Origin of the sequence: Nocardia sp. CA-290969, assembly GCF_050936135.1 — a bacterium.
Lineage (GTDB): Bacteria > Actinomycetota > Actinomycetes > Mycobacteriales > Mycobacteriaceae > Nocardia.
The window spans coordinates 5,113,398-5,134,864 of the sequence record NZ_JBNJNJ010000001.1 but is presented as its reverse complement, the minus strand read 5'-3'; the positions used below and the strand labels follow the sequence as shown (position 1 = coordinate 5,134,864).

18 protein-coding genes are annotated in these 21,467 nt (G+C 70.0%); 8 read left to right on the top strand and 10 right to left on the bottom strand.

Annotation, left to right across the window (positions count from 1 at the left end; genetic code table 11):
- Positions 1 to 90: 90 nt before the first annotated feature.
- Both obgE and proB read left to right on the top strand, forming a co-directional pair.
- Positions 91 to 1,551, top strand: a complete 1,461-nt coding sequence (gene obgE / locus ACQEVO_RS23640) for a GTPase ObgE (protein WP_432916991.1) — start codon at positions 91 to 93, stop codon at positions 1,549 to 1,551.
- Positions 1,552 to 1,590: 39 nt separating this feature from the next.
- Positions 1,591 to 2,712 carry a glutamate 5-kinase gene (gene proB, locus ACQEVO_RS23635; RefSeq protein WP_432916988.1) on the top strand — a complete coding sequence of 374 codons (1,122 nt, stop codon included), beginning with the start codon at positions 1,591 to 1,593 and terminating at the stop codon, positions 2,710 to 2,712.
- A gap of 108 nt (positions 2,713 to 2,820) precedes the next feature.
- Here the strand turns inward: proB and nfi are convergent, their stop codons facing one another.
- The 3 genes from nfi to ACQEVO_RS23620 form a co-directional block, all read right to left on the bottom strand.
- Entirely contained in the window at positions 2,821 to 3,480 is a 660-nt protein-coding gene (nfi, locus tag ACQEVO_RS23630; RefSeq protein ID WP_432916985.1) for a deoxyribonuclease V, read from the bottom strand.
- A 156-nt stretch (positions 3,481 to 3,636) separates the two neighbouring features.
- The gene (locus tag ACQEVO_RS23625) at positions 3,637 to 4,518 is read right to left on the bottom strand and encodes a hypothetical protein (protein WP_432916982.1); all 882 of its coding nucleotides are present in this window, start codon (positions 4,516 to 4,518) and stop codon (positions 3,637 to 3,639) included.
- Between the two features lie 186 nt (positions 4,519 to 4,704).
- Positions 4,705 to 6,801: an ABC transporter permease gene (locus ACQEVO_RS23620; RefSeq protein ID WP_432916979.1), complete on the bottom strand. Its 2,097-nt coding sequence runs from the start codon at positions 6,799 to 6,801 to the stop codon at positions 4,705 to 4,707.
- A 250-nt stretch (positions 6,802 to 7,051) separates the two neighbouring features.
- Between ACQEVO_RS23620 and ACQEVO_RS23615 the strand changes: the two genes are divergently transcribed.
- Complete coding sequence (locus ACQEVO_RS23615) at positions 7,052 to 7,690, top strand: TetR/AcrR family transcriptional regulator (protein ID WP_432916976.1); 639 nt, start codon at positions 7,052 to 7,054, stop codon at positions 7,688 to 7,690.
- A 105-nt stretch (positions 7,691 to 7,795) separates the two neighbouring features.
- Here the strand turns inward: ACQEVO_RS23615 and ACQEVO_RS23610 are convergent, their stop codons facing one another.
- From ACQEVO_RS23610 to ACQEVO_RS23600, 3 genes are all read right to left on the bottom strand, one after another.
- Positions 7,796 to 8,578: an ABC transporter ATP-binding protein gene (locus ACQEVO_RS23610; protein ID WP_432916973.1), complete on the bottom strand. Its 783-nt coding sequence runs from the start codon at positions 8,576 to 8,578 to the stop codon at positions 7,796 to 7,798.
- Positions 8,579 to 8,633: 55 nt separating this feature from the next.
- Positions 8,634 to 9,590 (bottom strand): FecCD family ABC transporter permease, encoded by a 957-nt coding sequence (locus tag ACQEVO_RS23605; protein ID WP_432922959.1) that lies wholly within the window; start codon positions 9,588 to 9,590, stop codon positions 8,634 to 8,636.
- Positions 9,591 to 9,688: 98 nt separating this feature from the next.
- The gene (locus ACQEVO_RS23600; protein WP_432916970.1) at positions 9,689 to 10,717 is read right to left on the bottom strand and encodes an ABC transporter substrate-binding protein; all 1,029 of its coding nucleotides are present in this window, start codon (positions 10,715 to 10,717) and stop codon (positions 9,689 to 9,691) included.
- A gap of 383 nt (positions 10,718 to 11,100) precedes the next feature.
- Between ACQEVO_RS23600 and ACQEVO_RS23595 the strand changes: the two genes are divergently transcribed.
- Positions 11,101 to 11,838 carry an SDR family NAD(P)-dependent oxidoreductase gene (locus ACQEVO_RS23595; RefSeq protein ID WP_432916967.1) on the top strand — a complete coding sequence of 246 codons (738 nt, stop codon included), beginning with the start codon at positions 11,101 to 11,103 and terminating at the stop codon, positions 11,836 to 11,838.
- Positions 11,839 to 11,976: 138 nt separating this feature from the next.
- Here the strand turns inward: ACQEVO_RS23595 and ACQEVO_RS23590 are convergent, their stop codons facing one another.
- The gene (locus tag ACQEVO_RS23590; protein WP_432916964.1) at positions 11,977 to 12,762 is read right to left on the bottom strand and encodes an aminoglycoside adenylyltransferase family protein; all 786 of its coding nucleotides are present in this window, start codon (positions 12,760 to 12,762) and stop codon (positions 11,977 to 11,979) included.
- 22 nt (positions 12,763 to 12,784) lie between these two features.
- Between ACQEVO_RS23590 and ACQEVO_RS23585 the strand changes: the two genes are divergently transcribed.
- Positions 12,785 to 12,919: a hypothetical protein gene (locus ACQEVO_RS23585; RefSeq protein WP_432916962.1), complete on the top strand. Its 135-nt coding sequence runs from the start codon at positions 12,785 to 12,787 to the stop codon at positions 12,917 to 12,919.
- A gap of 581 nt (positions 12,920 to 13,500) precedes the next feature.
- On the opposite strand, the gene ACQEVO_RS23580 is transcribed toward ACQEVO_RS23585, so the two are convergent.
- From ACQEVO_RS23580 to ACQEVO_RS23570, 3 genes are all read right to left on the bottom strand, one after another.
- Complete coding sequence (locus tag ACQEVO_RS23580; RefSeq protein WP_432916959.1) at positions 13,501 to 14,493, bottom strand: hypothetical protein; 993 nt, start codon at positions 14,491 to 14,493, stop codon at positions 13,501 to 13,503.
- 13 nt (positions 14,494 to 14,506) lie between these two features.
- Complete coding sequence (locus ACQEVO_RS23575) at positions 14,507 to 14,881, bottom strand: hypothetical protein (RefSeq protein WP_432916956.1); 375 nt, start codon at positions 14,879 to 14,881, stop codon at positions 14,507 to 14,509.
- 74 nt (positions 14,882 to 14,955) lie between these two features.
- Complete coding sequence (locus ACQEVO_RS23570) at positions 14,956 to 15,663, bottom strand: ESX secretion-associated protein EspG (RefSeq protein WP_432916953.1); 708 nt, start codon at positions 15,661 to 15,663, stop codon at positions 14,956 to 14,958.
- A gap of 461 nt (positions 15,664 to 16,124) precedes the next feature.
- Here ACQEVO_RS23570 and ACQEVO_RS23565 point away from each other — a divergent pair, with 461 nt between their 5' ends.
- The 3 genes from ACQEVO_RS23565 (at position 16,125) to ACQEVO_RS23555 (ending at position 21,297) form a co-directional block, all read left to right on the top strand.
- Positions 16,125 to 18,914 carry a PEP/pyruvate-binding domain-containing protein gene (locus tag ACQEVO_RS23565; protein WP_432922956.1) on the top strand — a complete coding sequence of 930 codons (2,790 nt, stop codon included), beginning with the start codon at positions 16,125 to 16,127 and terminating at the stop codon, positions 18,912 to 18,914.
- Positions 18,911 to 19,282 carry a hypothetical protein gene (locus ACQEVO_RS23560; RefSeq protein WP_432916951.1) on the top strand — a complete coding sequence of 124 codons (372 nt, stop codon included), beginning with the start codon at positions 18,911 to 18,913 and terminating at the stop codon, positions 19,280 to 19,282. Before ACQEVO_RS23565 ends, ACQEVO_RS23560 begins: the two co-directional genes overlap by 4 nt.
- A 155-nt stretch (positions 19,283 to 19,437) precedes the next feature.
- Positions 19,438 to 21,297, top strand: coding sequence for a Na+/H+ antiporter (locus ACQEVO_RS23555; RefSeq protein WP_432916948.1), 1,860 nt, complete (start codon positions 19,438 to 19,440; stop codon positions 21,295 to 21,297).
- Positions 21,298 to 21,467: the final 170 nt, after the last annotated feature.

The following is a 21,467-nucleotide window of genomic DNA, read 5'->3' as shown; positions in this document are numbered from 1 at the left end:
CGCGTTTCCACGGTCCACCCGTAACCGCCCGGGGCGCGTTTTCGCCGCGCCTACCCGGCCTTCGACAATCCCGAGGAGGATGATCCGGCCATGGCCAAGTTCATCGACCGCGTCGTTCTTCATGTCCGCGCCGGAAACGGCGGGCACGGTTGTGCGTCGGTGCACCGGGAGAAGTTCAAACCGCTCGGCGGGCCCGACGGCGGTAACGGCGGCAACGGCGGGGATGTGGTGCTCGAGGTCGACGCCAACGTGCACACCCTGCTCGATTTCCATTTCCACCCGCACGCCAAGGCCGGGAACGGCAAACCCGGCGAGGGCGGGAACCGGGATGGGAAGAAGGGGTCGGAACTGCGGCTGTTGGTTCCGGACGGGACCGTGGTGCTGGATTCCGACGGTGAGGTCCTGATGGATCTGGTCGGGCCCGGTAACCAATTCGTCGTGGCCAAGGGCGGCCGCGGCGGGCTGGGTAACGCGGCGCTGGTGTCGCGGGCACGGAAGGCACCCGGGTTCGCGCTGCTCGGTGAGGAGGGCGAGACCCGCGATGTGGTGCTCGAACTCAAATCCGTCGCGGATGTAGGGCTGGTCGGGTTCCCGTCGGCGGGGAAGTCGTCATTGGTCTCGGTGCTGTCCGCCGCGAAACCGAAGATCGCCGACTACCCGTTCACCACACTCGTCCCGAATCTGGGCGTGGTGCAGACCGGTGACACCACCTTCACCATCGCCGACGTTCCCGGGTTGATTCCCGGAGCGAGCGACGGCCGCGGGCTCGGCCTGGATTTCCTGCGCCACCTGGAGCGGTGCGCGGTCCTGGCCCATGTGGTGGACCTGGCGACCCTGGAACCCGGGCGCGACCCCCTTTCCGATATCGACGCGCTCGAAGCCGAACTCGCCGCCTACAAACCCGCGCTGCGCGGTGACGCGAGCCTGGGTGATCTGGCCGACCGGCCGCGCGTGGTGATCCTGAACAAGGCCGATGTACCCGAAGCCGAGGACCTCGCCGATCTGGTGACCCCGGAACTGCGGGAGCGCGGCTGGCCCGTGTTCCGCATCTCCGCGGTCACCCACGCCGGTCTGCGTCCGCTGACCTTCGCGCTGGCCGAAATGGTGCAGCAGTATCGCGAGGCGCATCCGAAGGCGGCACCCAAGCGCCCGGTGATCCGCCCGATCGCGGTGGACGATTCGGGCTTCACCGTGGTGCCGGACCCGGAGGAACCGGGCGGTTTCCTCGTCCGTGGCACCCGGCCCGAACGCTGGGTCCGCCAGACCCAATTCGACAACGACGAAGCCGTCGGCTACCTGGCCGACCGGCTGGCCCGGCTCGGTGTCGAGGACGAGCTGGTGCGACTCGGTGCCGAACCGGGGGCGCCGGTGACCATCGGCGATATGACGTTCGAATGGGAACCGCAGATCACCGCCGGAACCGATATCGTGCCCACCGGCCGCGGTACCGATGTGCGGCTCGAACAGACCGACCGGGTGAGCGCGGCCGAACGGAAACACGCCTCGCGGGTGCGGCGCGGACTGGTCGATGACGAAGAAGACAGGGAGTAGGCAGGTGAACACGGTCAACCGCGGAGTTGGGGCACGGCCGTGACCCAGCTTCCGTTAGAGCTCAGTGAAGCCCGGCGGTCGATCGCCGGGGCCCGGCGGGTGGTGGTGAAGATCGGTTCGTCCGCGCTCACCAGCCTGCACGGGGGTTTGGACACCGACCGGCTGGACCGGCTCGCGGATGCCATCGAGGCGCGGATGCGGGCCGGGTCGGATGTGGTGGTGGTTTCGTCCGGGGCCATCGGCGCCGGGCTGGCGCCGCTGGGGCTCACCCGGCGACCCCGGGATCTCGCCACCAAACAGGCCGCGGCCAGTGTCGGTCAGCTCGCGCTCGCCCACGCGTGGGGGACCTCGTTCGCGCGTTACGACCGGACGGTCGGCCAGGTGTTGCTCAGCGCCGACGATTTCGCCCGGCGTGAGCATCACCGGAATGCCCAGCGCACGCTGGACCGGTTGCGGTCGCTCGGCGCGGTGGCGGTGGTGAACGAGAACGATACGGTCGCCACCGAGGAGATCCGCTTCGGTGACAACGATCGGCTCGCCGCGCTGGTCGCCCATCTGGTGGGTGCGGACGCCCTCTTCCTGCTCTCCGATGTGGCCGGTCTCTACGACGGCGACCCTCGCAAGGGCGACGCGAATTTCATTTCCGAGGTGCGCACCAGCGCCGACCTCGACGGTGTGATCGCCGGCAGTGGCGGTGTGCTGGGGACCGGGGGGATGGCCTCGAAACTGTCCGCGGCGCGGCTGGCCGCCGACGCGGGCGTGCCGGTGCTGCTGGCGGCGGCGGCCGAGGCGGCGAGCGCGCTCGGGACCGGGACTGTCGGAACGGCTTTCGCCGCGCGGCCGGTGCGACTGTCGGCCCGCCGGTTCTGGGTCCGGCATGCCGCCGACAGCCGGGGCGCCATCCTCATCGATGCCGGTGCGGTCAGCGCCGTGGCGGAAGCCCGGCGGTCGCTGCTCGCGGCCGGAATCGTCGGGGTCAAGGGCCGCTTCCACGGTGGTGATGTGGTGGATCTGATCGGCCCGGATCGGGCGATCGTGGCGCGGGGCGTGGTGGAATACGACGCGGCCGAACTCGCCACCATGCTCGGCCGGTCCACCCGGGAACTGCCCGACAGTATGCAGCGCCCGGTCATCCACGCCGACGATCTCGTCAAGGTCTGATTTCCGGGCGCCGGCGCGAAGTCATCCCTGGACCGGGCTCGCACCACGGCCCGGTCTGGTCCGCGCAGCGGACAGCCCTCGGCCCGGCCTCGTCGCGGACCGGAAAGGTCAGGAAATCCGCCCGAGATGGTCGGCGGTGCGGGTGGTTTCCGGTAGCCGGTATCGAGGCGTCAGGCGTAGTACCAGATCGCAGGCGGAGTCGAGGGTGAAGCGATGGCCCACCGATACGTAGACCGGTTTGACTCCCGGTTGGGTGCGCAGGACGCGCCCGACGGTCTCGCCGTCGGCGGTGGCGGCGGACCAGTCGCCGCGGGCGTGCCCGGGTTCGGTGAATTCGCCGAAGGAATTCTTCGCGACGCCGATACTCGGCAGGTCGGTGAGCACGCCGAGGTGCGCGGCCAAGCCGAAACGGCGTGGGTGCGCCAGGCCGTGACCGTCGCAGACCAGCGCATCCGGTTCGACGGTGAGCCGCTCCAGCGCCCGGGTCAGGGCCGGCACCTCGCGGAACGCGAAAAGGCCTGATATATAAGGGAATTCGACGTGCTCGCGAACCACGGCCTGATCGAGCACGGCCAGCGATTCGGTATCCAGCACCGTCACCACTCCGACCGCGATATCGGGGTCCCGGTAGGCCACATCCAGTCCGGCGACCCGCCGCACCGGCCCGTGGTCGTCACGCACCACGACCTGTTCCCGGAGCCGCTGCTGTATCGCGACGGCCTCGTCCGCCGATACCGCCCATTCGTGCATCTGCCGCACCCGAACCATCCACGGAGCTTAATCGGCTCGCCCGGCGGTACGCGGCGGCGCCGGTGGCTGTGCGTCCGCTACACCGCGAGCAGCGCGGGAGGGATGATCGGGCCGAGTCCGATCCGCCGCTACGAATGCCCGTCGCCGTACGCCGCCGGTCGTGACCTCGTCCGGTTACCCGGAGAAAGGGTCCACCACCTCGTATTCGCGCAGCCGCTCGACAGCGCGTTCATCGGACAGTTCGGCGCGCGCATCGGGGTTCTCGTGGTAGAAGCGGATCAGCCAGTACGTCCCCGCCGAGCCGATCGAGAGCTTCTCCGCGTGTATCCGTTTGGTGCTGTGGCGTCCCCGGCGGCGGCCGCGGTATTCGATCCGGATGGTGCCCTTGGCGTTGTTGCGCGATTCCACCGCGACCCGCTCCACGGCCGTCCAGCTCACCCGGTTCCCGATGGAGGTCTTGGTGGGCACCACGATATGCATCGGCGTCAGCACCAGGCGGCGGATCTCCGGGCGCCGCGCGTAGACGGCGAGATATCCGAGCAGCAGGACCGCCACCGCGATCGCCGGCCAGGCCGGGACCGGCGTTTCCAGGGTGAGGGTGCCGGTCCACGTACCGATCCCGTAGATCGCGCACAACGCCGCCGCGCTGAGGAAACACACCACCAGGGCGATCTCGTAACCGAGCGACCGGCGAACCACCAGTGCGCCGCGGTCGCCGGCGAATCGTGCCCCGTCGATCCTGATCCGCGACCGGCCGCGCGAGGTGGCGGAGATCATCGGCAGGAAGGAGGCGATCCAAATCGTGGCCGCGACGTGCAGCGCCGTCAGCAGCGGTGCACCGGAATCCAGGGACAGCGCCGCCTGGGCCGCCAGGAATGTGGCCACGATGGCCACCAGGAAAACCGCCGGGTAGGTCCATCCGTTGAGGTTGCCGCGCAGTTCCCGGGGCGGCGGGAAATAGCCGCGCGGCGGTACCCATCGCGGAGCCACCGGCGCGACCGGGCTCGCCTCGGCCTCAGGCGGTTCGGCGGAGAGGGTGCTCGGCTGGGATGTCATCGGGACTACCTGTACCTCAGGGTTTGCAACGGGCGCCTGTGATGATATCGGCAATCGCCCGGCAACTTCGCGTTGCGCGCCGTGGGTGGCGTCAGTGCGCCACCGGGGAGGGCGGCCCCGGCCGGGGAGGCCGGTCGCGGCGCGGGAAATGCCGCGGCCGGCGGTCCTCGGATATGTTCTGCCCGTTCAGCTCTCGGCGCCCGCCGGAACCGCCGCGGTAGCCCGCTGCGGCCGGAACCGGTCGATCACCACGACGATCAGCAGCGAAATCACGCCCCACACCGCGAATGTCGTGAGGTGTGTCCCGACGATATCGGCGTCGAAGTACAGGATCGAACGCGCCGATTCCACCGCCGCCGGCATCGGCAGCACATCGTGCAGCGCCCGGAAGATCTCCGGTTCCATATAGATCGACAGGGCGCCGTTCGACGCGGGCACACCGAGGAACATCAGTACCGCGATCACCGGGAGTACGGCCAGCATGCCGAGTACCCGCACGAAAATCGTGGTGAACAGGGCCGTACTGAATATCGCGACCGCGCCGACGCCGAGCAGCGGCAGGAAATGCCCGTGTACCGCACCGACGATCGGGCCCGCGATCACCCAGACCACCGCCGACATCGCGACTGCCCACCCGGCCAGAATCGGTAGCAGCGTACGCAGGCCCATCACCATCGGTGCCGCGGTCGCCCCGACGATGATGATCATGAAACCGGCCATGATCCAGCCCATGGCCAGGTACATGCTCACCGAACCCATGGTGTCGGTATCCGGCAGCGCCGCGATGTTCTCGGTTTCCAGCGGCAGCTGCTGACCGGCCGCGACCTGACCGAACACCGTCTGCACCACCTGCTGCTGGCTCATCCCGGCGGCCTCGTTGGTGATCAGTGTGGCGTGCGGCGACTGCGCCGACGGCAGGACGTAGGCGGCCGATACCGTGCGGTCGCGGACGAGTTCGCGGGCCTCGCCGGGATCGGTGAGAGCGCGCAGATCGAACAGGCCGGCCATGTTCCGGTCGAGGCCCTGTACCACCTGGTCCGCCATTTCCGGGGTGGCCGCGACGACCGCCACCGGCATTTCCTCGGGCGCCGGCTGGTACATCGCCCCGAGCATGGTCGTCATCATCATGCCCACCATGGCCAGCGGGAAGAACGCCAGCAGGGCGTAGTGCACCCGGGTACGCGGCCGCGGGCCGGGCAGCAGGGATTCGACCGTACGCGCGGGCGGTGCGGCGTCGGGGTTGCGGCGCCGCTTGATTGCGTCGACGGCGAGTGTGGCGAGCAGCGCGATCACGGCGCCGACGGCGAGAACGGTCAGATGCCCGGCCAGCCCGTGGCCGCCGAAGAAGAGGACCGAACGCAGTGCCTCGCCCGTGGCCGCCGCCGGCAGGAATCCGTGCAGGACCGGGTAGAGCGAGGGCAGCGTGTACACCGACATCCCGAGGTTCGAGGCCGGGACACCCAGCACCATCAGGAAAAGCATTCCCACCAGCACGGCCATCGGCCCGAAGATCCGGGTGAGGAACAACTGCACCGACCCCACCGCGAACACCGCGAGCCAGCTGATTCCCAGTACCTCGGCGGTATGCCCCTCGATCGCGCCGAGGACCGGGCCGGCGACCGTCCACACCAGCCCGGCGATGAGCGCCGCCCACCCCGCGAGCAGCGGCAGGAAGCGCCGGAACCGCAGCAGTTCCGGCGCCGAGGAGAGCATCAGGCTCAGCGGCATGTATCCGGCGAGCATGAGTGCGGTGGTCATGAACATGGCGGCCAGCCCGGCGGTGTCGTGCGCCGGGAGGGGCGCGAGATCTTCGGTGCGCGGCTGTAGGTCGTCGGCGATCACCTGGGCCGACAGCACCTGGCCGATATTCGAGGCCTGGGAGGCTCCCGCGGCTCCCGCCGTGTACACCGCGGCGGTGCCGTCGCCGCCGGCCGGTAGCGAGACCGCGCCCGTGACCTCGCGCTCGAACACCAGCTCGCGGGCTTCGTCATCGCTGCCGACGACGCGTACCTCCACGGCCGCGCCCTGATCGGCTTCCAGCGCGGTCGCGAATTCGGCCGCACCCGGCCCGGCGACCGCGACCGGCATATTGTTCGGCGCGGGTGCGTGCATGGCGGCGAGATAACCGGTGATCATCATGGCGACCAGCAGGAACGGGAAGAGGAACATGCCGACGATGCGGCCGATCTTCTCCTTCTTCGCCCGCGCGAGTTCGGCCTGATCGGTGGTCTCGGGTTCCGCGCCCTGGGGTGGGCTCTCGTTTTCGGCCGGTGCGACGGTCACCGCAGTTCTCCTTGCTGTGGGCAGACGCGAACCCGCTGGTTCGGCACAGGATCGTCGGGATCTCCGGTGGTGGGGCAGCATCATCGATTCCCTGGAACCACTCACCCGGTACAGAACATAATTTACGCCAGCTGACTTAAAATGGTGAATCCGGCGGCCTGTGATACTGATCGCAAGCACAGGTGCGTGATCCGGCGGCAGGATGGGGAGCCGGCGAGGCCCGGGGCGCGACGGCAGCGAGGAGGCAACGGTGGGACGGCGTGGGGATCTGGCCAGACAGGCGCTTCTCGACGCCGCCGAGGAACTCTTCGCAGTCCACGGGATCGATTCGGTATCCAACCGGCGTATCGCCGAATACGCGGGACAGTCCAACCATTCGGCCGTGACCTATCACTTCGGCGGCCGCGACGAACTCCTGCGCGCCCTGATCGACCGGTACCGGGAACCGGTGAGCCGGCTCCGTGCCGAACTGTTCGCCCGGCTCCCTGCCGAGCCGACTCTCACCGAATACCTGCAATGCCTGATCCTGCCGGTGACCGGTCATATCGGCTCCCTGCCGGCGCCGACCCGGCGGGCGCGGTTCCAGCGTCTTCTCGCCACCACGCCGTCGACCGCGGCCATGCTCGCCGAAACCGCTCGCTCCGACGAGAGCTCGAAACGGCTCATCGCCGGTATCGACGAATTGCTGTCGGCTGTCCCCGCGACGGTGAAGGCCGGACGAGAGCGGGTGATGGGTCGCATGATCATCGATATCTGTGCCGAATACGAAGCTCGGATCGACGAAGGTTCGCAGACCCCGCAGTGGACAGCCCTCGGTTACTTCCTCACCGACGCGTGCGCCGGACTGCTCAGTGCTCCGGTGAGTCACCCCGATTTCGCCGGGCTGTAGCCGGACCGAGCGCATCGACGGATTGCGCCGGCGTAGCCCGCCCGGGGACGTGCCGGTGCTCGCCCGCCCGGAGCGGTCGTGTTGCCGAGGTGTACCGAAGTGTCGTCAGTTCCCGATGGGGAGTGAGTCGGGCGCCGGGCGGCGGTAGCGGATGGCGGGGATGCCGTCCTCGACGGTGATATCGGCGTGGACACCGTAGACGGTGTGGACCAGTTCGGCGGTCAGGGTGGCGGCCGGGGTGCCGTGGGCGGCGACCCGGCCGCGGTCGAGAACCAGGACGTAGTCGCAGAACATGGCGGCCAGGTTGAGGTCGTGCAGGGCGATCACCGTGGTGATCGGGAGCCGGGTGATCAGGTCCAGGATCTCGAGCTGGTGGGCGATATCGAGGTGGTTGGTGGGTTCGTCGAGCAGCAGTTCGGTGGGCTCTTGGGCGAGGGCGCGGGCGATTTGGGCGCGCTGCCGTTCGCCGCCGGAGAGGGTGTGCCAGGTGCGGTGCGCGTGCCCGGAGAGTCCGGTGGCCGCCAGGGCTCGTTCGAGGGCTCGGTCCTCCTGTGAATCGGTGCCGAAGATATCGCGGTGCGGGATCCGGCCGAGGCGGACGATATCGCGGACCGTGATATCGACCTCGGTATGCGCGTGCTGGCCGACCATCGCGACCCGGCGGGCCAGCGGTCGCCGGCCGAGGCGGTGCAGGGGAGTGCCGTCGAGGGTGACGGTGCCGCGGTCGGGTCGCGAGATTCCGGCGAGCAGCCGCAGCAGTGAGGATTTTCCGGACCCGTTGGGTCCGAGCAGTCCGACCGTCTGGCCCGGGGCCGGCCGGATATCGACGTCGTCGACGACGAGGTTGCCGCCGCGGGTCCAGGACAGGTGAGTGCCGCTCAGTGTCATACCGCGACCTCTGTCGTAGAGTCGGCCGGCCGAGACGCCGGGTCGGCCCGCCGGGTCATGCGGTACTCCGCGTGCGGAACAGCAGCAGCGCGAACGCGGGCACCCCGATCAACGCCGTGACCACACCGACCGGCACCTCCTGCGGCGCGAAGACGGTTCGCGCGAGCGCATCGACCCAGACGAGCAGAATCGCGCCCAGGACGGCGCTGACCGGAAGCAGCCGGCTGTGCCGGGGTCCCACCAGGAACCGGGCGGCATGCGGAAGCACCAAGCCGACGAAACCGATCGCCCCCGCCGCGCTGACCAGCACCGCCGTCATCAGCGCGGTGACCACGAGCAGCAGCAGCCGGGTGCGCCCGACCGCGATCCCCAGGGTCGCCGCCGCCGACGATCCGAAGGTGAACGCATCGAGTGCGGAATGCCGCCACCAGCACAGCACGAACCCGGCGGCACAGACCGGCGCCGTGACCGAGACATCGGTCCAGGTCGCGCCCGCCAGCGAGCCGAGCAGCCAGAACAGGATGCCGCGGGTGCGTTCGGCGTCCGCCGAGGACAGCACGATGAACGAGGTGAGCGCGGAGAACAGCTGGGTGCCCGCGACTCCGGCGAGTACTACTTTGGCGGCGCCGCCGCCCGCCCCCGCCGCCAGCAACAGCACCAGTCCGAACGAGACCAGTGCGCCGATCAGCGCACCGGTGGACAGCGACACCAGCCCGCCGCCCACGCCGAGTACCGCCACGACCACCGCGCCGGTCGAGGCGCCCGAGGAGATGCCGAGCACGAACGGGTCCGCGAGCGGGTTGCGCAGCAGCGACTGCATGATCACCCCGCAGACGGCCAGCCCGGCACCACAGATCGCGGCGAGCAGTGTCCGCGGCAGCCGCAGTTCCCACACGATGCCTTCCCGGATCGCCGACACCGCGGAGTCGCCGATGCCGAGTTTTTCGAAGACCACACCGTAGACATCGCCGATGGACAGGTCCGCGGGACCGATCGTGATCGTGAACGCCATCGAACCGGCGAGTACGGCCAGTCCGCACAGCACCAGCGCCGCCGTCGCGGGCGTGCGCGTGATCGGGGCCGCCGCGGGTGCGGGCGCCGGCTGCGGACTCACGAACCGTAACCCCACCGCTCCAGGGCGCCGGCGACCTTCTCGATACCGTCGATCGTCCGGATCGACGGGTTCAGATCCGCGCCGTTCACGACGATGTAGCGTTTGTTCCGGACCGCGCTCAGCCGCGCGGTGACCGGGTTCGATTCGAGGAACGAGATCTTGCTGTCGAGCGCGTCACCGGCCAGGCTGCGCCGGCTCAGGTCGGCCAGGACCAGGGCGGTCGGATCGCGGTCGAGGACGGTCTCCCAGCTCACCTGCGGCCACTCGTTGGTGGTGTCGTCGAAAACGTTCGTCGCGCCGACCGCGTCGGTGATGATCCCCGACGATCCGCAGCAGCCGGCCACGTAAGGGGTGGAGGTGTCGGCGAACCAGTAGGCGAGCGATACGTCGCGGGCCGCGATCCGGCCGACCGCGGCGTCATACCGGGTCCGCAGGTCGGTGACGAGCTGCTCACCGCGCTCCCGGACATCGAAGATCGCCGCCAGCTCGCGCACCTCCCGGTACACCGAATCCATGGTCAGCGGTTCGGTGCGGGCGCCGTCGGCGTTGACACTGGCCTCGGTTTTGCCGTCGCAGTCGGTGGGTGACAGGTAAGACGGCACGCCGAGCCGGGCGAACTGTTCGCGCTCCGCGACACCACCCGGGCCGAGCGTGCCGCCGAAGGACGCGGCAACGAAATCGGGTTCGGTATCCAGCACCACCTCGAGCGACGGCTTGTTGTCGGCCAGCCGCGGGACCCGCGCGTTATCGGCGGCGAGGTTCTCGCGCACCGGGTCGGTCCAGCTCGCGGTACCCACCATCCGGTCGGCCAGGCCGAGCGACAGCATGATCTCCGCGGCACCCTGGTTCAGCGCGACCGCCCGCTGCGGCGGTGCGTCCACCGTGACCTCCACCCCGCAGTTGACGATCTTCAGCGGGTAACCGGCGGCGGCGGTATCGCCGCCGGTTACGGCTTCGGTGGCCGAGCACCCCGCGAGCGCCGCGGCGGCCAGTACGGTGGCGATGATCAGCGGGAAAGACCGCATCAGGACGGTGACTCCTTGCATCTGGGCCTGTGCGCGAGGCCGGCGTCGGTGCGGCGCGTGAGCGATCGGACTCCACCTGCACGGGTGTCACCGTTGCGCGCCAGTCCCGGACTCCCACCGGGTTCCCTCACCACGCCGCGGGCCGCATCGCGGCCGGGGCAATGCTATCCGACGCCTTCCTGGACGTACGACCAGGTCGAGAAGTGGATCGGCGCGGGTGAGCGTCTCCGGCGACAACATCCTCATCGCACAGGCCCGTTATCACTACTGAGTCGCGTTCCGCCGCTGTGGTGGGAGGCGAACGTGATGGCCGTTTCCTGCCAGCGTGCAGGCGCCCGATCGCGTTTGCTCGAAGAGTACGAGCAAACGCGAAAGGATTCGAGATGGCGGAGAACATCGTCGTGGTCACCGGGGCGACGCGCGGAATCGGGCGGGCGACCGCAACCGCGTTCGCCCGCAAGGGGTATCGAGTGGTGGTGACCGGCCGGCGACCGGAGGCGGTGGAGGGTGTGGTGCGGGATCTGCGCGCCGAGGGCCTCCTCGCGGAGGGCGAAGTGCTCGATGTGTGTTCGGTGGACAGTGCCCGCTGCCTCGCCGAATCGCTGGGCGAACGGCACGATCACATAGACGTGCTGGTGAATAATGCCGGGATCCTCCCGGAGGCAACGGTTTCCGGGGCGGTGAACTTCGCCCATCCGGGTGCGTTCACCGAGACGCTGATGACCAACACCTTCGGCCCCGCCAACGTGATCGAAGCCCTGCTACCGCTGGTCCGGCGAGCGCCCGCCGGGCATATCGTCAATGTGTCCACCGAAATGGGTTCGCTCACCGAACAGCGGAACCCGGAGTCGGCCTACTACTCGATGGTGGTGCCGGGATATCAGGCGTCGAAGGCGGCGCTGAACAGTCTCACCGTGGGGTTGGCGAAAATGCTCGCCGGCACCCCGGCGCGGGTGACCTCGGTCTGCCCGGGTTTCGTCGCCACCGAGCTGGCACCGGCTTCCGCGGACGCGCCGACCACACCGGACGACGCCGCACGGATCATCCTGTCCGCCGCGGAATCCGCCGACCCGTGTACGGATGGTGCGTTCGTCGGCGCATCCGGGCCGATCGCCTGGTAGCGGGTTCAGCGGGCGTCGTGATCGGTCACCGCCGTGGGTGCCGCACTGCTTCCCGGCCGAACGCGATGCCCGCGATCAGCGGTGAGCCGGCCGCACGTCCTGCGCGGCCGGCTCGTCCGCCGGTTGCCGCGCCGTGAATCATCCCTGGGCGGCGCAGGCGGCCGCTATCCGTTCCCCGGCATACCCCAGGAAGGAAAGCAGTTCGGTCCGGCGATCGGTCCACGAGTCGGCGGCTTCCCCGAGGTAGCCGGCTCGGGCCAGCCGCAGCACCGCGGCGTGCTCGGCGGGCAGCCGGGGCAGGAGCGCCGCGGCGGCATCGGCTTTGGACACCACGGCGCCCGTCTCGGCGGTCACCCACATCCGGGCCAGCGTCAAGACGACATTGCGTTCGTCACCGTCCACACCGGCGATCAGTTCCGGCAATCCGGCGGTGATCGCGCGGACCAGGTCGCCCGCCGGGACCGGATCCAGGAGGTGAGCGGCGGGCGGACCCGCCAGCGCCACCCCGGAATCTCGCGCCATGGTGACCAGGAATGCGAGATCGGTATCTTCGGTGGGCGTGGGGAGGTCACCGCGCTCGAACTCCGCGCGCAGCCATTCGCCGTACACGAAATCCGACCGTGGCGGGTAGCGCCACGGCACCAGATCGTCGCGGACGACCACGGTCAGCTCCACCGGCCGCGCCGGACCCGACCGGGGCCAGCGACCGGAAGCACGTAACAGCATGTCGGCCAGGGCGTCTCGTACCTCGTCGCCGAGACTCTCGTCGACCACTGCGAGTAGGTCGATATCGCTGTCGTGCCGCCACCCGCCGGTCACCGCCGAACCGTACAGGTACAGCCCGGTCGTATTGCCGCCCAGCACTTCCGTGACTGCCCGGGCGATCGGGGCGACTATTGCGTCGGGTTCCGATCCGGCCTCCATCTCCTCACCATAGGACGGCCGGGTGAATCTGCCGTCGTGTGCTCTGGAAGGGGAACTCGACGGACGGCCGACCCGGATCGAACTGAGCACGGCCGACCCCTTCCCCTTGAACCACGACCGGTTCTCGCGGGTGCAGGACTTCCCGGACGTTGGATGAACAACTCCTGGAGGCCCGGGCGATACCGGGGCCGTAAAGCATTGTCGTGCAATTGGTCAACAAGTAATGTCGGTCGCAATAGATGTCCGAGGGGGACCATGAAGATTCGAAACGCGTTCCGGGTGCTTGTCATCGCTACGGCGAGCTTTGCCGGATCAGGTGTTGCTGTTCCCGGCGCTTCCGCGGTCGATCTCGCACCGGGGGTCTACTGCGATGGTGCGCGCTGTACCAATGACACCGCCGAGGCCTACATCATCCACGGGTTCGTGACCTGTTCTGTCCTTGTCCCGCCTCCGCCGCCGACGGGCCCGCATCCGCCGGCGGCGGCACCTGTGCTGACCACTCGCTTGGATCCTTGGTCGGAGCATTTCGAACCACACACCGCCCGGGATATCAACCCGGGGTGTATGGGTGGCGTACCCATGAACTGGACCGTCGCCGGTGCCTACCCCCGTTCCCAGGTCCCCACCGGTTCCGCAATCCCCGGTTTCGGCTGACGTTTCTCCGCTGCGGTCCGAGAACTGTCAGACCTGTCCGGCTTCGTTGCTTCCGGTGGCCGACAGCCGCAGCGGATTACCCGGCTAGGCCTGTGGTGGTATGACGCCGGGCTGGTCGGGGGCGCGCCGGCCCGGTACGGGTCCGGTGATTCCGGGCTGGCCGGCGGGGTCGGAGAGGGGGACGCCGGTCGGGCTCTGGGGTGGTGCGGCGGCGGCCGGTGGCTGTTCTGGTGCCGGTGGTTCGGGGGTTTCCCGAGGCGGTGCGGGGGGAGTCGGTTGCTCGGTCGGGCTCGGTCGTTCCCCGTCCTGCTCGGGGGCAGGCGCCGGGGGCGCCGGGGCTGTGTCCGGTTGGTCTTGCGGCGGAACCGTTTCCGGCGCCGGTGTGGCGGGTGGCTGGGGTGCCGGGATGGTGCCGGGCTGGTCGGGCAGGTCGGCACTCTCGGGTTCCGGGGGCGTGCCGGTGGACGAGGGTTCCGGCGCGGGGGCGGGGGCAACCTGTGAGGCGGCGAGGGGCGGCGACAGCGGTGGGAGGGTGCCGGGGGGTGCCGGGGGTTCCGGGAGGGCGGGGACGCCGCTGCCGGCGGCGGTGTAGGCGGGTTTGTAGACCATGTTCATGGTGAGGATCGCTTCCTGGCGCAGGACCTCCTGCACCAGATGCGCGTCGATCACCTTCGCGGCTTCCAGCAGGCGGGCCAGGGCGCCGACGGGGCCGGAATCGCCGGGCGCGACCACCGCGATCTTCACCGCTTCCGCGGCGGCGGCCACCGCGCCCAGGCGCAGCCCCACCTGGCCGATCACACCGGCCAGTTCCTCGATCGATTCGGCGAAGCTGCGGGTGCAGGCGGCCGCGGCGTCGGCGGCTTCGCCTTCCCATTCCGCCTCGTTCATCACCAGGTTCGCGCTGGCGCGGGTGAGCGGGAAGGAGCTCTGCAAAGCGGCGGCGGCGTGCATCCAGGTGCCGGAGAGACGCAAGATCTCGCCGGCGTCGATCTGCTGGGTGGCGCGGTAGATCTCCTCGTGGCGCATGGATTCGAAATGCTCCATCGCGCTGATGTAATCGGGATCGGTGCCGCTCACAGAAACCTCCTCATCACCGGGCGACCCTCGCCTCGACGGCGCGCAGCGCCGCGGCGTTCGCGGCGTCGGCTTCCTCGTACAGGCCGCCACTGATCAGGAAGGCCTCTTTCATGCGATAGGCGGCTTCGATGTAGTGGTCGAGCAGGGCCGCGGCGTCGCGGGCCTTGTGGCCGAAACCGGCCTGGAGTTGCTCGGCGGAGATCAAGCCGCCGAAACCGCGCGGGTCGGCCGCGTCCTCCAGGCGCTGCCGTAACTGGATCAGCTGATCGGCCTGCCGATCGTAGTAGTCCGCGCAGCGGCGGGCCGCCGCCGGATCGAACTTGACGGTTCCCGCATGGGCTGCCTGGCGGAACCGGACGATCTCGGCTCGACTGTCTTCGATCTGCATGACACGCGTACCCCTCCGTCGGTCCCGCTCAGCCTAACCGCAAGCGGCGTTCGTGGGCAGCGGGTCGGTGGCGATCACCGGGCTCCGGCGGGGATCCGCTTCTGCAGATGGGTGGCGAGCTGTTCGGTGGAGGCGGGCACGATATGTACGGTTTCGTCGGCCTTCAGCAGGTAGCGGCCGTCGTTCTCGACGTCGAGCCAGGTGTAGTGCAGCGCGGGGGGTGGTTTCGGCCGGTCGAGATGCGCCTCGATCCGGATATGCCCCTGGGCGGTGTGCGGGGCGCACAGCAGTTTGCGGATCGGGGTGGCGGCGCGTTCGGCCTGGACCACGGTTTCGGTGTCGCGGACCGCGGCGGTGGAGGCGGTTCGCGCGGGCCGGCGGCCGGCGGGGGCGTCCGGGAGCAGTGCGGCCAAGCGGGCGCCGAGTTTGGCGCGGTGACCGATGGACAGCGATACGGTGCCGCCGAATTCCGCGGTACGTCCGGGTTCCTGAACGGCGAGGACGGCGCGGTCGTGGACGACACAACCGAGGGCGCGCAGTTCGCGGCCCGGTTCGGCGGCGCCGCCGATGGCGATCACCCGGGTATGCGGGGCGGCGAGGATGCGCAGACAGGCTTCCAGGTCGGGGTCCGGGGGGAGGCGCTGGGCGAGTTCGGCGTGCAGGAAACGGGCGTCGCGTTCGGTGCGCGGCGTTTCGAGGACGCGAAGGGGATAGGGGAGCCGGTCCAGGTCGGCTTGGCGCCATACATGTGCGAACTCGTCGGGGGTCAGGCTCCAACTCACGCGGAATCACATCCTCACCGAAACCTGCGCGGGCCACAACAGCCTAATGGGTGCCGCCGGGTGGAGCTCATCCGCACTCCGCGCGGCGGGAGCCGAGCCGGCGCCGCGGCACGATCGCTCAGCTCGGCGGCCACGTCGCGGGTCCGCGCTCCCGGCATCGGCCGATTCGGTGACCGGACCGGGTACCCCGTGCGCGGCCGCGCCGGAAGCAATACGGAACGGCGGGACAGATGCCGTGCACCGCCGAGGCGTGCGCCGGAGGTATGCACGGTGGGGCGGTGGGTCGCCGCGCGGTGGGCGGGATCGGGCCGCCCGGCGCACCGCGCTGTCGCGAGGGAAGAGCTTGTGGGTCAACACAAGCTTCGAATGGGCGATAAACCCGGTATTCCTCGGGTTTACTCATGCGGAACGGGCGGCGATGTTCTGCCGCGGCAGACCGGGTTGGAGGTCGGTTCTTGCGGGTGCTCGGAGCGGACGACGGCGAAGCGGATATCGCGGCCTTCGGCGGCGACAAGGCGCGAGGACTGTATGCGCTGGGTGTCGCGGGTGCGCGTGTCCCGGACTGGCTGGTACTGGGCACCGATGTCTTCGCGGAATTCGCGGCCGCCGCCGGACTACGGGAACCGATCGGCGAGCTGGCCGTCGCCGCCGATCTCGATACGGCACTGGATCTGGCGCGCCGGATACGAGCGGATATCGCGGCCGCGGAGGCCGCGTTCGACGATTGTGGGGTCCAGGAGCTCCTATCCGCCGCGCACTACCGGCTCGGCGCCGCGCCGCTCGCTGTGCGGTCGTCGGTGGCGGGCGAGGGTGGTGGATCGGATTCCTTTGCCGGACTGTTGGATTCGTCTTTGAACATCGGTGCGGCCGAACTGGGTGCGCGGGTGCGGGACTGCTGGCTGTCCGGCTTCTCCGACCGGGTGGTCCGGTACACGTTCGCGCGGGGCAGGCCGCCGGTCACCGAGATCGCTGTTCTGCTGCAAAGGTTCGTCCCGGCGCGCGCCAGTGGTGTGCTGTCCATCCGCAACCCGGCGACCGGTTCGGCCGAGCAGGTGGTGGTGAGTGCCGTGTACGGGCTGGGGGAAGGGCTGGTCTCGGGGGCGGTGGACGCCGATACGGTGGTGGTGGACGAATCGGGGACCGTCGTCGAGCGCACGGTGGGTGACAAGGATGTCGAATATGTACCCGCGGACGGGACCGGCCCGGCGGTGGTGGAGGTGTACGGGCAGCGTCGCAGCGCGGCCGTGCTCGGGGACGAGGAGGTAATCCTGCTCGCCGACCGTGGCCGCGGGCTGGCCGAGGCGCTGGGCGGTCCCCAGGACTTCGAATGGGCGATCGACGGCGAGGGTTTGTGGTTCCTGCAGGCCCGGCCGATCACCGGCCCGGGCGACGCCCTGCCCGGCGCCGACCGGCCGGCGGCGGACGGCTACCGGGGGCTGCGCCTCCTCCCGGGGGTCGATCCGGTGGCCGGCGCGGCGGTGCTGCGCGGCGCCGGGGAGCCGCTGGCGCCCGGTGACCTGCGGATCTGGGACAACTCCGACATCATCGAAAGTTTCCCGGGGCCGACCTCCCCGCTCACCTTCACCGTGGCCGCCGGTATCTACGGCCGCGTGTACCGGGGCTACGCGAAATCGCTGGGTGTGCCGGAAAAGCAAGTGCGGCAAACGGATACGTGGAGTCCGTATCTGCTGGGAATCTTCCACGGCCGGGTGTACTACAACCTGCTGCACTGGTACCGGACGGCGGGCATCGCGCCCGGTTACCCGCTGAACCGCAAAGTTCTGGAGGCGGCGCTCGGGGTGGCCGAACCGCTATCCGACGAGATCGCGGAAACCCTGCGGCCCTTCACCTTCGACTCGTGGCCGCAGCGGGTGTGGTCGCGGACCCGGACCACTGCCATCTATCTCCGCCGGATCTTCGGTATCGATGCGATGATGCGTGAGTTCTGCGCCGAGTTCCACCGCGTGTACGACCGCTACGACGCCATGGAATACGTGCACGGTGAGCACGCCTACGCCGTCTACCGGCGGGTGGACCGCGACCTGGTACTGCGCTGGGGGCCGATGACGGTGCTCGACGCTGCCCTGCTGACCCTCACCGGCGCCATGTTCCGGCTGACGAAGGCGTTCCTGCCCCAGGCGCCGGAATCGTTGCTGTACGCGCTGGTGGGTCCGGGCGCCGATAGCGAATCCGCGGAACCCGCTCGCGCGATGACCGAGCTTGCCCGCCGCGCGCACACCGACCCGGAACTGACCGCCCTGCTGCTCTCGACCGCCCCGGAACGCACCTACGCGGCCCTGCGTGCCGGCGGCTACCACGAGTTCCGCGCCGAAATCGACTCCTACCTCGACCGCTACGGTTACCGCAGCGTGGACGAACTGAAATTGGAGGCCCCGGATCTGCGGGAGGAACCGGCGGGGCTGTTCGTGCTGCTGCGCAGTGCGCTGGGCCGGGTCGCCGCCCCGGAACCCGTGGGCGCCGCGGCGCCGCTCGACCCCGAGGCCTACCTCGACGAACACCTCCGCGGTATCCGCCGGTGGCTCTACGACCGGGTGCGCGCGAAAACCGCGCGCTGCGCCGCGCACCGCGAACGGTTGCGGTTCTGCCGGGCCCGTGCGTTCGGCATGGTCAAACGGATGATCCGGGTGATGGGCCGCGATCTCGCGGCGCGCGGGGTGATCGGCGAATTCACCGACGTCTTCTATCTGACCGTCGACGAACTGCGGAACTGCTACGACCGGGTGCCGATGCCGGATCTGGCGGATCGGATCACGGCGCGCAAGGTCGCGCGGACCGCCGATGCCGAACTGGTCGCGCCCGCGCGTTTCACCACGGTGGGTCCCGGTTTCACGGATGCCGAACTGGCGGAACAGGGTTGGATTGCGCTGACCGATACGCCGGCCGCGGTGCCCGGCGATGTGCTGGCCGGGACACCGTCGGCCGCGGGGGTGGCCGAGGGGACGGCGGTGCTGGTGGACGAGCCGCGCGATGTGGCCGGTGGGATCCTCGTCGCCTACCGCACCGACCCGGGCTGGGTGGTGGCGCTGTCGTCGGCGTCGGCACTGGTGATCGAACGCGGGAGCCTGCTCGCCCATGTCGCGATCGTCGCCCGCGAACTCGGCGTGCCGACGGTGGTGCAGGTGCCGGGCAGCAGCAGGAAATTGCGGACCGGAATGCGGATCCGGGTCGACGGCGCGGCGGGCACGGTGACGGTGCTGCCCGGAGGAGGTCACGGCGATGGAACCGGATGAGAATGTGGCCGTGGTGCGGGATCGGCTCGCCGGCCCCGCGACGGATACCGGCGTGTACTTCGCCGACGAGGACAGCGGCTGGGATCACCGCAGCCACGCCGACCCGGCGGCGCCGAGCCGGTCGGTGGCAGCGGCCGATCGGGTACTGCGCGATCTCGGGCGCGGGCGCCCCGGTCCCGCCCGATTTCGATCCCGGCGACGATGCCGCCTGCGCCGCCGTGCTCACCCGGGCGCTGGTCGCGGGCCGGGAGATCGACCCGTGGCCGGCGGTCGTCCTGGGGTCCCAGGTGCTGCCCATGCGGGCCGGGACCGGGTCGCAGACATTACCGCCGGTGACCGCCGCGGACCGGCGGCAGGCGCGCCCATGAGCGAGTGGGGTCCGGAGGCGTCGGTAGCGGAGCGTGCGGTACCGACGGATGACTGCCCCGCCTGATCGCCCGAGCCGCCGTGCCCTTCCTCCGGTCCGCCCGCTCTCGGACCGGCGGCGCCGAGCCCGGGCCGGTCGTCCTGCGAGAATGCCGGAGTGCATGTAGCGATCGGCCTTGTGGTTCTGGTGGCGTCGGCGGCGCTGGTGGCGGCGCTGGCCCGGCGGTCCGGGGTGTCCGAACCGCTGGCGCTGACGCTGGCCGGCGTGGCCGCTTCGTACCTGCCGTTCGTTCCGGAGGTGCACCTGGAACCGGAGATCGTGCTGCTCGGGTTGCTGCCGCCGCTGCTGTACACGGCGGCGATCCGCACCTCGCTGGTGGATTTCCGGGCCAATCTCGGCACCATCGCCCTGCTGTCGGTGGGGCTGGTGCTGTTCAGCACGTTCGCGGTGGCGGCGGTGGTGTGGTGGTTGCTACCGGTGCCGTTCGCCGTGGCCGTGGCCCTGGGAGCGGTGGTCGCGCCGCCGGACGCGGTGGCCGCCACGGCGGTGGCGCGGCGGATCGGTATGCCGCGGCGCATCGTCACCATCCTGGAGGACGAGTCGCTGTTCAACGACGCGACCGCGCTGGTGGCCCTGCGCACGGCGATCGCCGCGTCGGCGGGCACCGTCTCGCTGTGGAAAGCGGGCGGCGATTTCCTGCTCGCCGCGGGCGGCGGCGCGCTGGTCGGGATCGCCGTCGCGTATCTGCTGGCCCTGCTGCGTCGTCGTATCACCGATCCGGTCCTCGATACGTCGTTGTCGTTCCTCGCGCCCTTCCTCGCATACCTGCCCGCAGAGGAGATCCACGCCTCCGGTGTGATCGCGGTGGTGACCTGCGGAATGATCCTCGGCCACAATGCCCAGATCTGGCAGAGCGCGGCCTCCCGGACCGCCGAACGCCTGAACTGGCGGACGGTCCAGTTCCTCCTGGAGAGCACGGTGTTCCTGGTGATCGGCCTGCAGGTACGCGGGATCGTGGAGGGCGCGTGGGAGAGCGGGCTGGACCATGTCACCGTCGTGGTCGCGGCGGTCGCGGTGCTGCTGGCGGTCATGTTGTCGCGGCCGCTGTGGATTTTCGCGTGGGCGCTGCTCGAGCGGGTGACCGGCCGGTCGGCGGTACCGTTCACCCACCCCGCGGTGGTCTCCTGGGCGGGTATGCGCGGTGTGGTGACCCTGGCCGCTGTCCTGCTGCTACCGGCCGATACACCGCAGCTTCCGGTACTGAAACTGCTGGCCCTCGTGGTGGTGGCGGGCACGCTGCTGCTGCAGGGCACATCGCTGCCGTGGCTGGTGCGGCGGCTGCGGTTGCGCGCACCGAGCCGGGCGGAGGACGCGTTGCAGAAGGCGACCCTGCTGAGCCGGGCGTCCACGGCGGGCCTGGCCGCCCTCGACGCCGCGATCGGCCCGGACACACCCCCGGAGGTCGTGCAGTCACTCCGCGACCGGGTGGCGTGGCGGACCAACGCCGCCTGGGAACGGCTGGGCCGCCCCGAGGCCGAACAGGCGACCCCGACCGCGGAGTACCGCCGGCTGCGCCTGCTGATGCTGCGCGCCGAACGGGAGACCGTGCTGATGGTCCGGGACACCGGCGACGCCGACTACGAGATCCTGCAGCATGTGCTGGCCCGGCTCGACCTCGAGGAATCGATGATCGACCGATTCGACGAGACCGAGGACGAACAGCAACCCGAACCGCTGCTCGGACCCACCGATACGGGCGCCGATTGCGCCCATCTGCGCGCCGCCCCCCTGGTGTGCGACCCGGCCGGACCCGACGTCTGCGCCGAATGCGTGGCCACGGGAATGACCTGGGTGCATCTGCGAATGTGCCTGGACTGCGGGCATATCGGCTGTTGCGATTCCTCACCCGGCAACCACGCGGCCGGGCATTTCGCGGCGACCGGTCACCCGGTGATCCGCAGCGTCGAACCGGGTGAGGCGTGGCGCTGGTGCTACGTGGACGATCTGCTCGGATAACCGGCGGCGCAATCAGCGCAGCGGACGCAGGATGCTCGGCTCGGAGCGATCCCGCCGCCGAAGTCGGCGGTGCGTCCGCTCGGCGGTCCGTCGCCGTTGTGCCCGGCCCGGCTCGGTCGTTCACCGGATCCCGGTCCGGCCGTACTCCGAGCACAGTTCCCGGTTCACCA

Bases quoted from the DNA above. Each gene is read 5' to 3' on its own strand.
- ACQEVO_RS23625 (WP_432916982.1), bottom strand. From the start codon at position 4,518: ATGACATCCCAGCCGAGCACCCTCTCCGCCGAACCGCCTGAGGCCGAG.
- ACQEVO_RS23600 (WP_432916970.1), bottom strand. From the start codon at position 10,717: ATGCGGTCTTTCCCGCTGATCATCGCCACCGTACTGGCCGCCGCGGCG.
- nfi (WP_432916985.1), bottom strand. From the start codon at position 3,480: ATGGTTCGGGTGCGGCAGATGCACGAATGGGCGGTATCGGCGGACGAG.
- ACQEVO_RS23560 (WP_432916951.1), top strand. From the start codon at position 18,911: ATGAGAATGTGGCCGTGGTGCGGGATCGGCTCGCCGGCCCCGCGACGG.
- ACQEVO_RS23595 (WP_432916967.1), top strand. From the start codon at position 11,101: ATGGCGGAGAACATCGTCGTGGTCACCGGGGCGACGCGCGGAATCGGG.
- ACQEVO_RS23590 (WP_432916964.1), bottom strand. From the start codon at position 12,762: ATGGAGGCCGGATCGGAACCCGACGCAATAGTCGCCCCGATCGCCCGG.
- obgE (WP_432916991.1), top strand. From the start codon at position 91: ATGGCCAAGTTCATCGACCGCGTCGTTCTTCATGTCCGCGCCGGAAAC.
- ACQEVO_RS23610 (WP_432916973.1), bottom strand. From the start codon at position 8,578: ATGACACTGAGCGGCACTCACCTGTCCTGGACCCGCGGCGGCAACCTC.
- ACQEVO_RS23605 (WP_432922959.1), bottom strand. From the start codon at position 9,590: ATGGCGTTCACGATCACGATCGGTCCCGCGGACCTGTCCATCGGCGAT.
- ACQEVO_RS23575 (WP_432916956.1), bottom strand. From the start codon at position 14,881: ATGCAGATCGAAGACAGTCGAGCCGAGATCGTCCGGTTCCGCCAGGCA.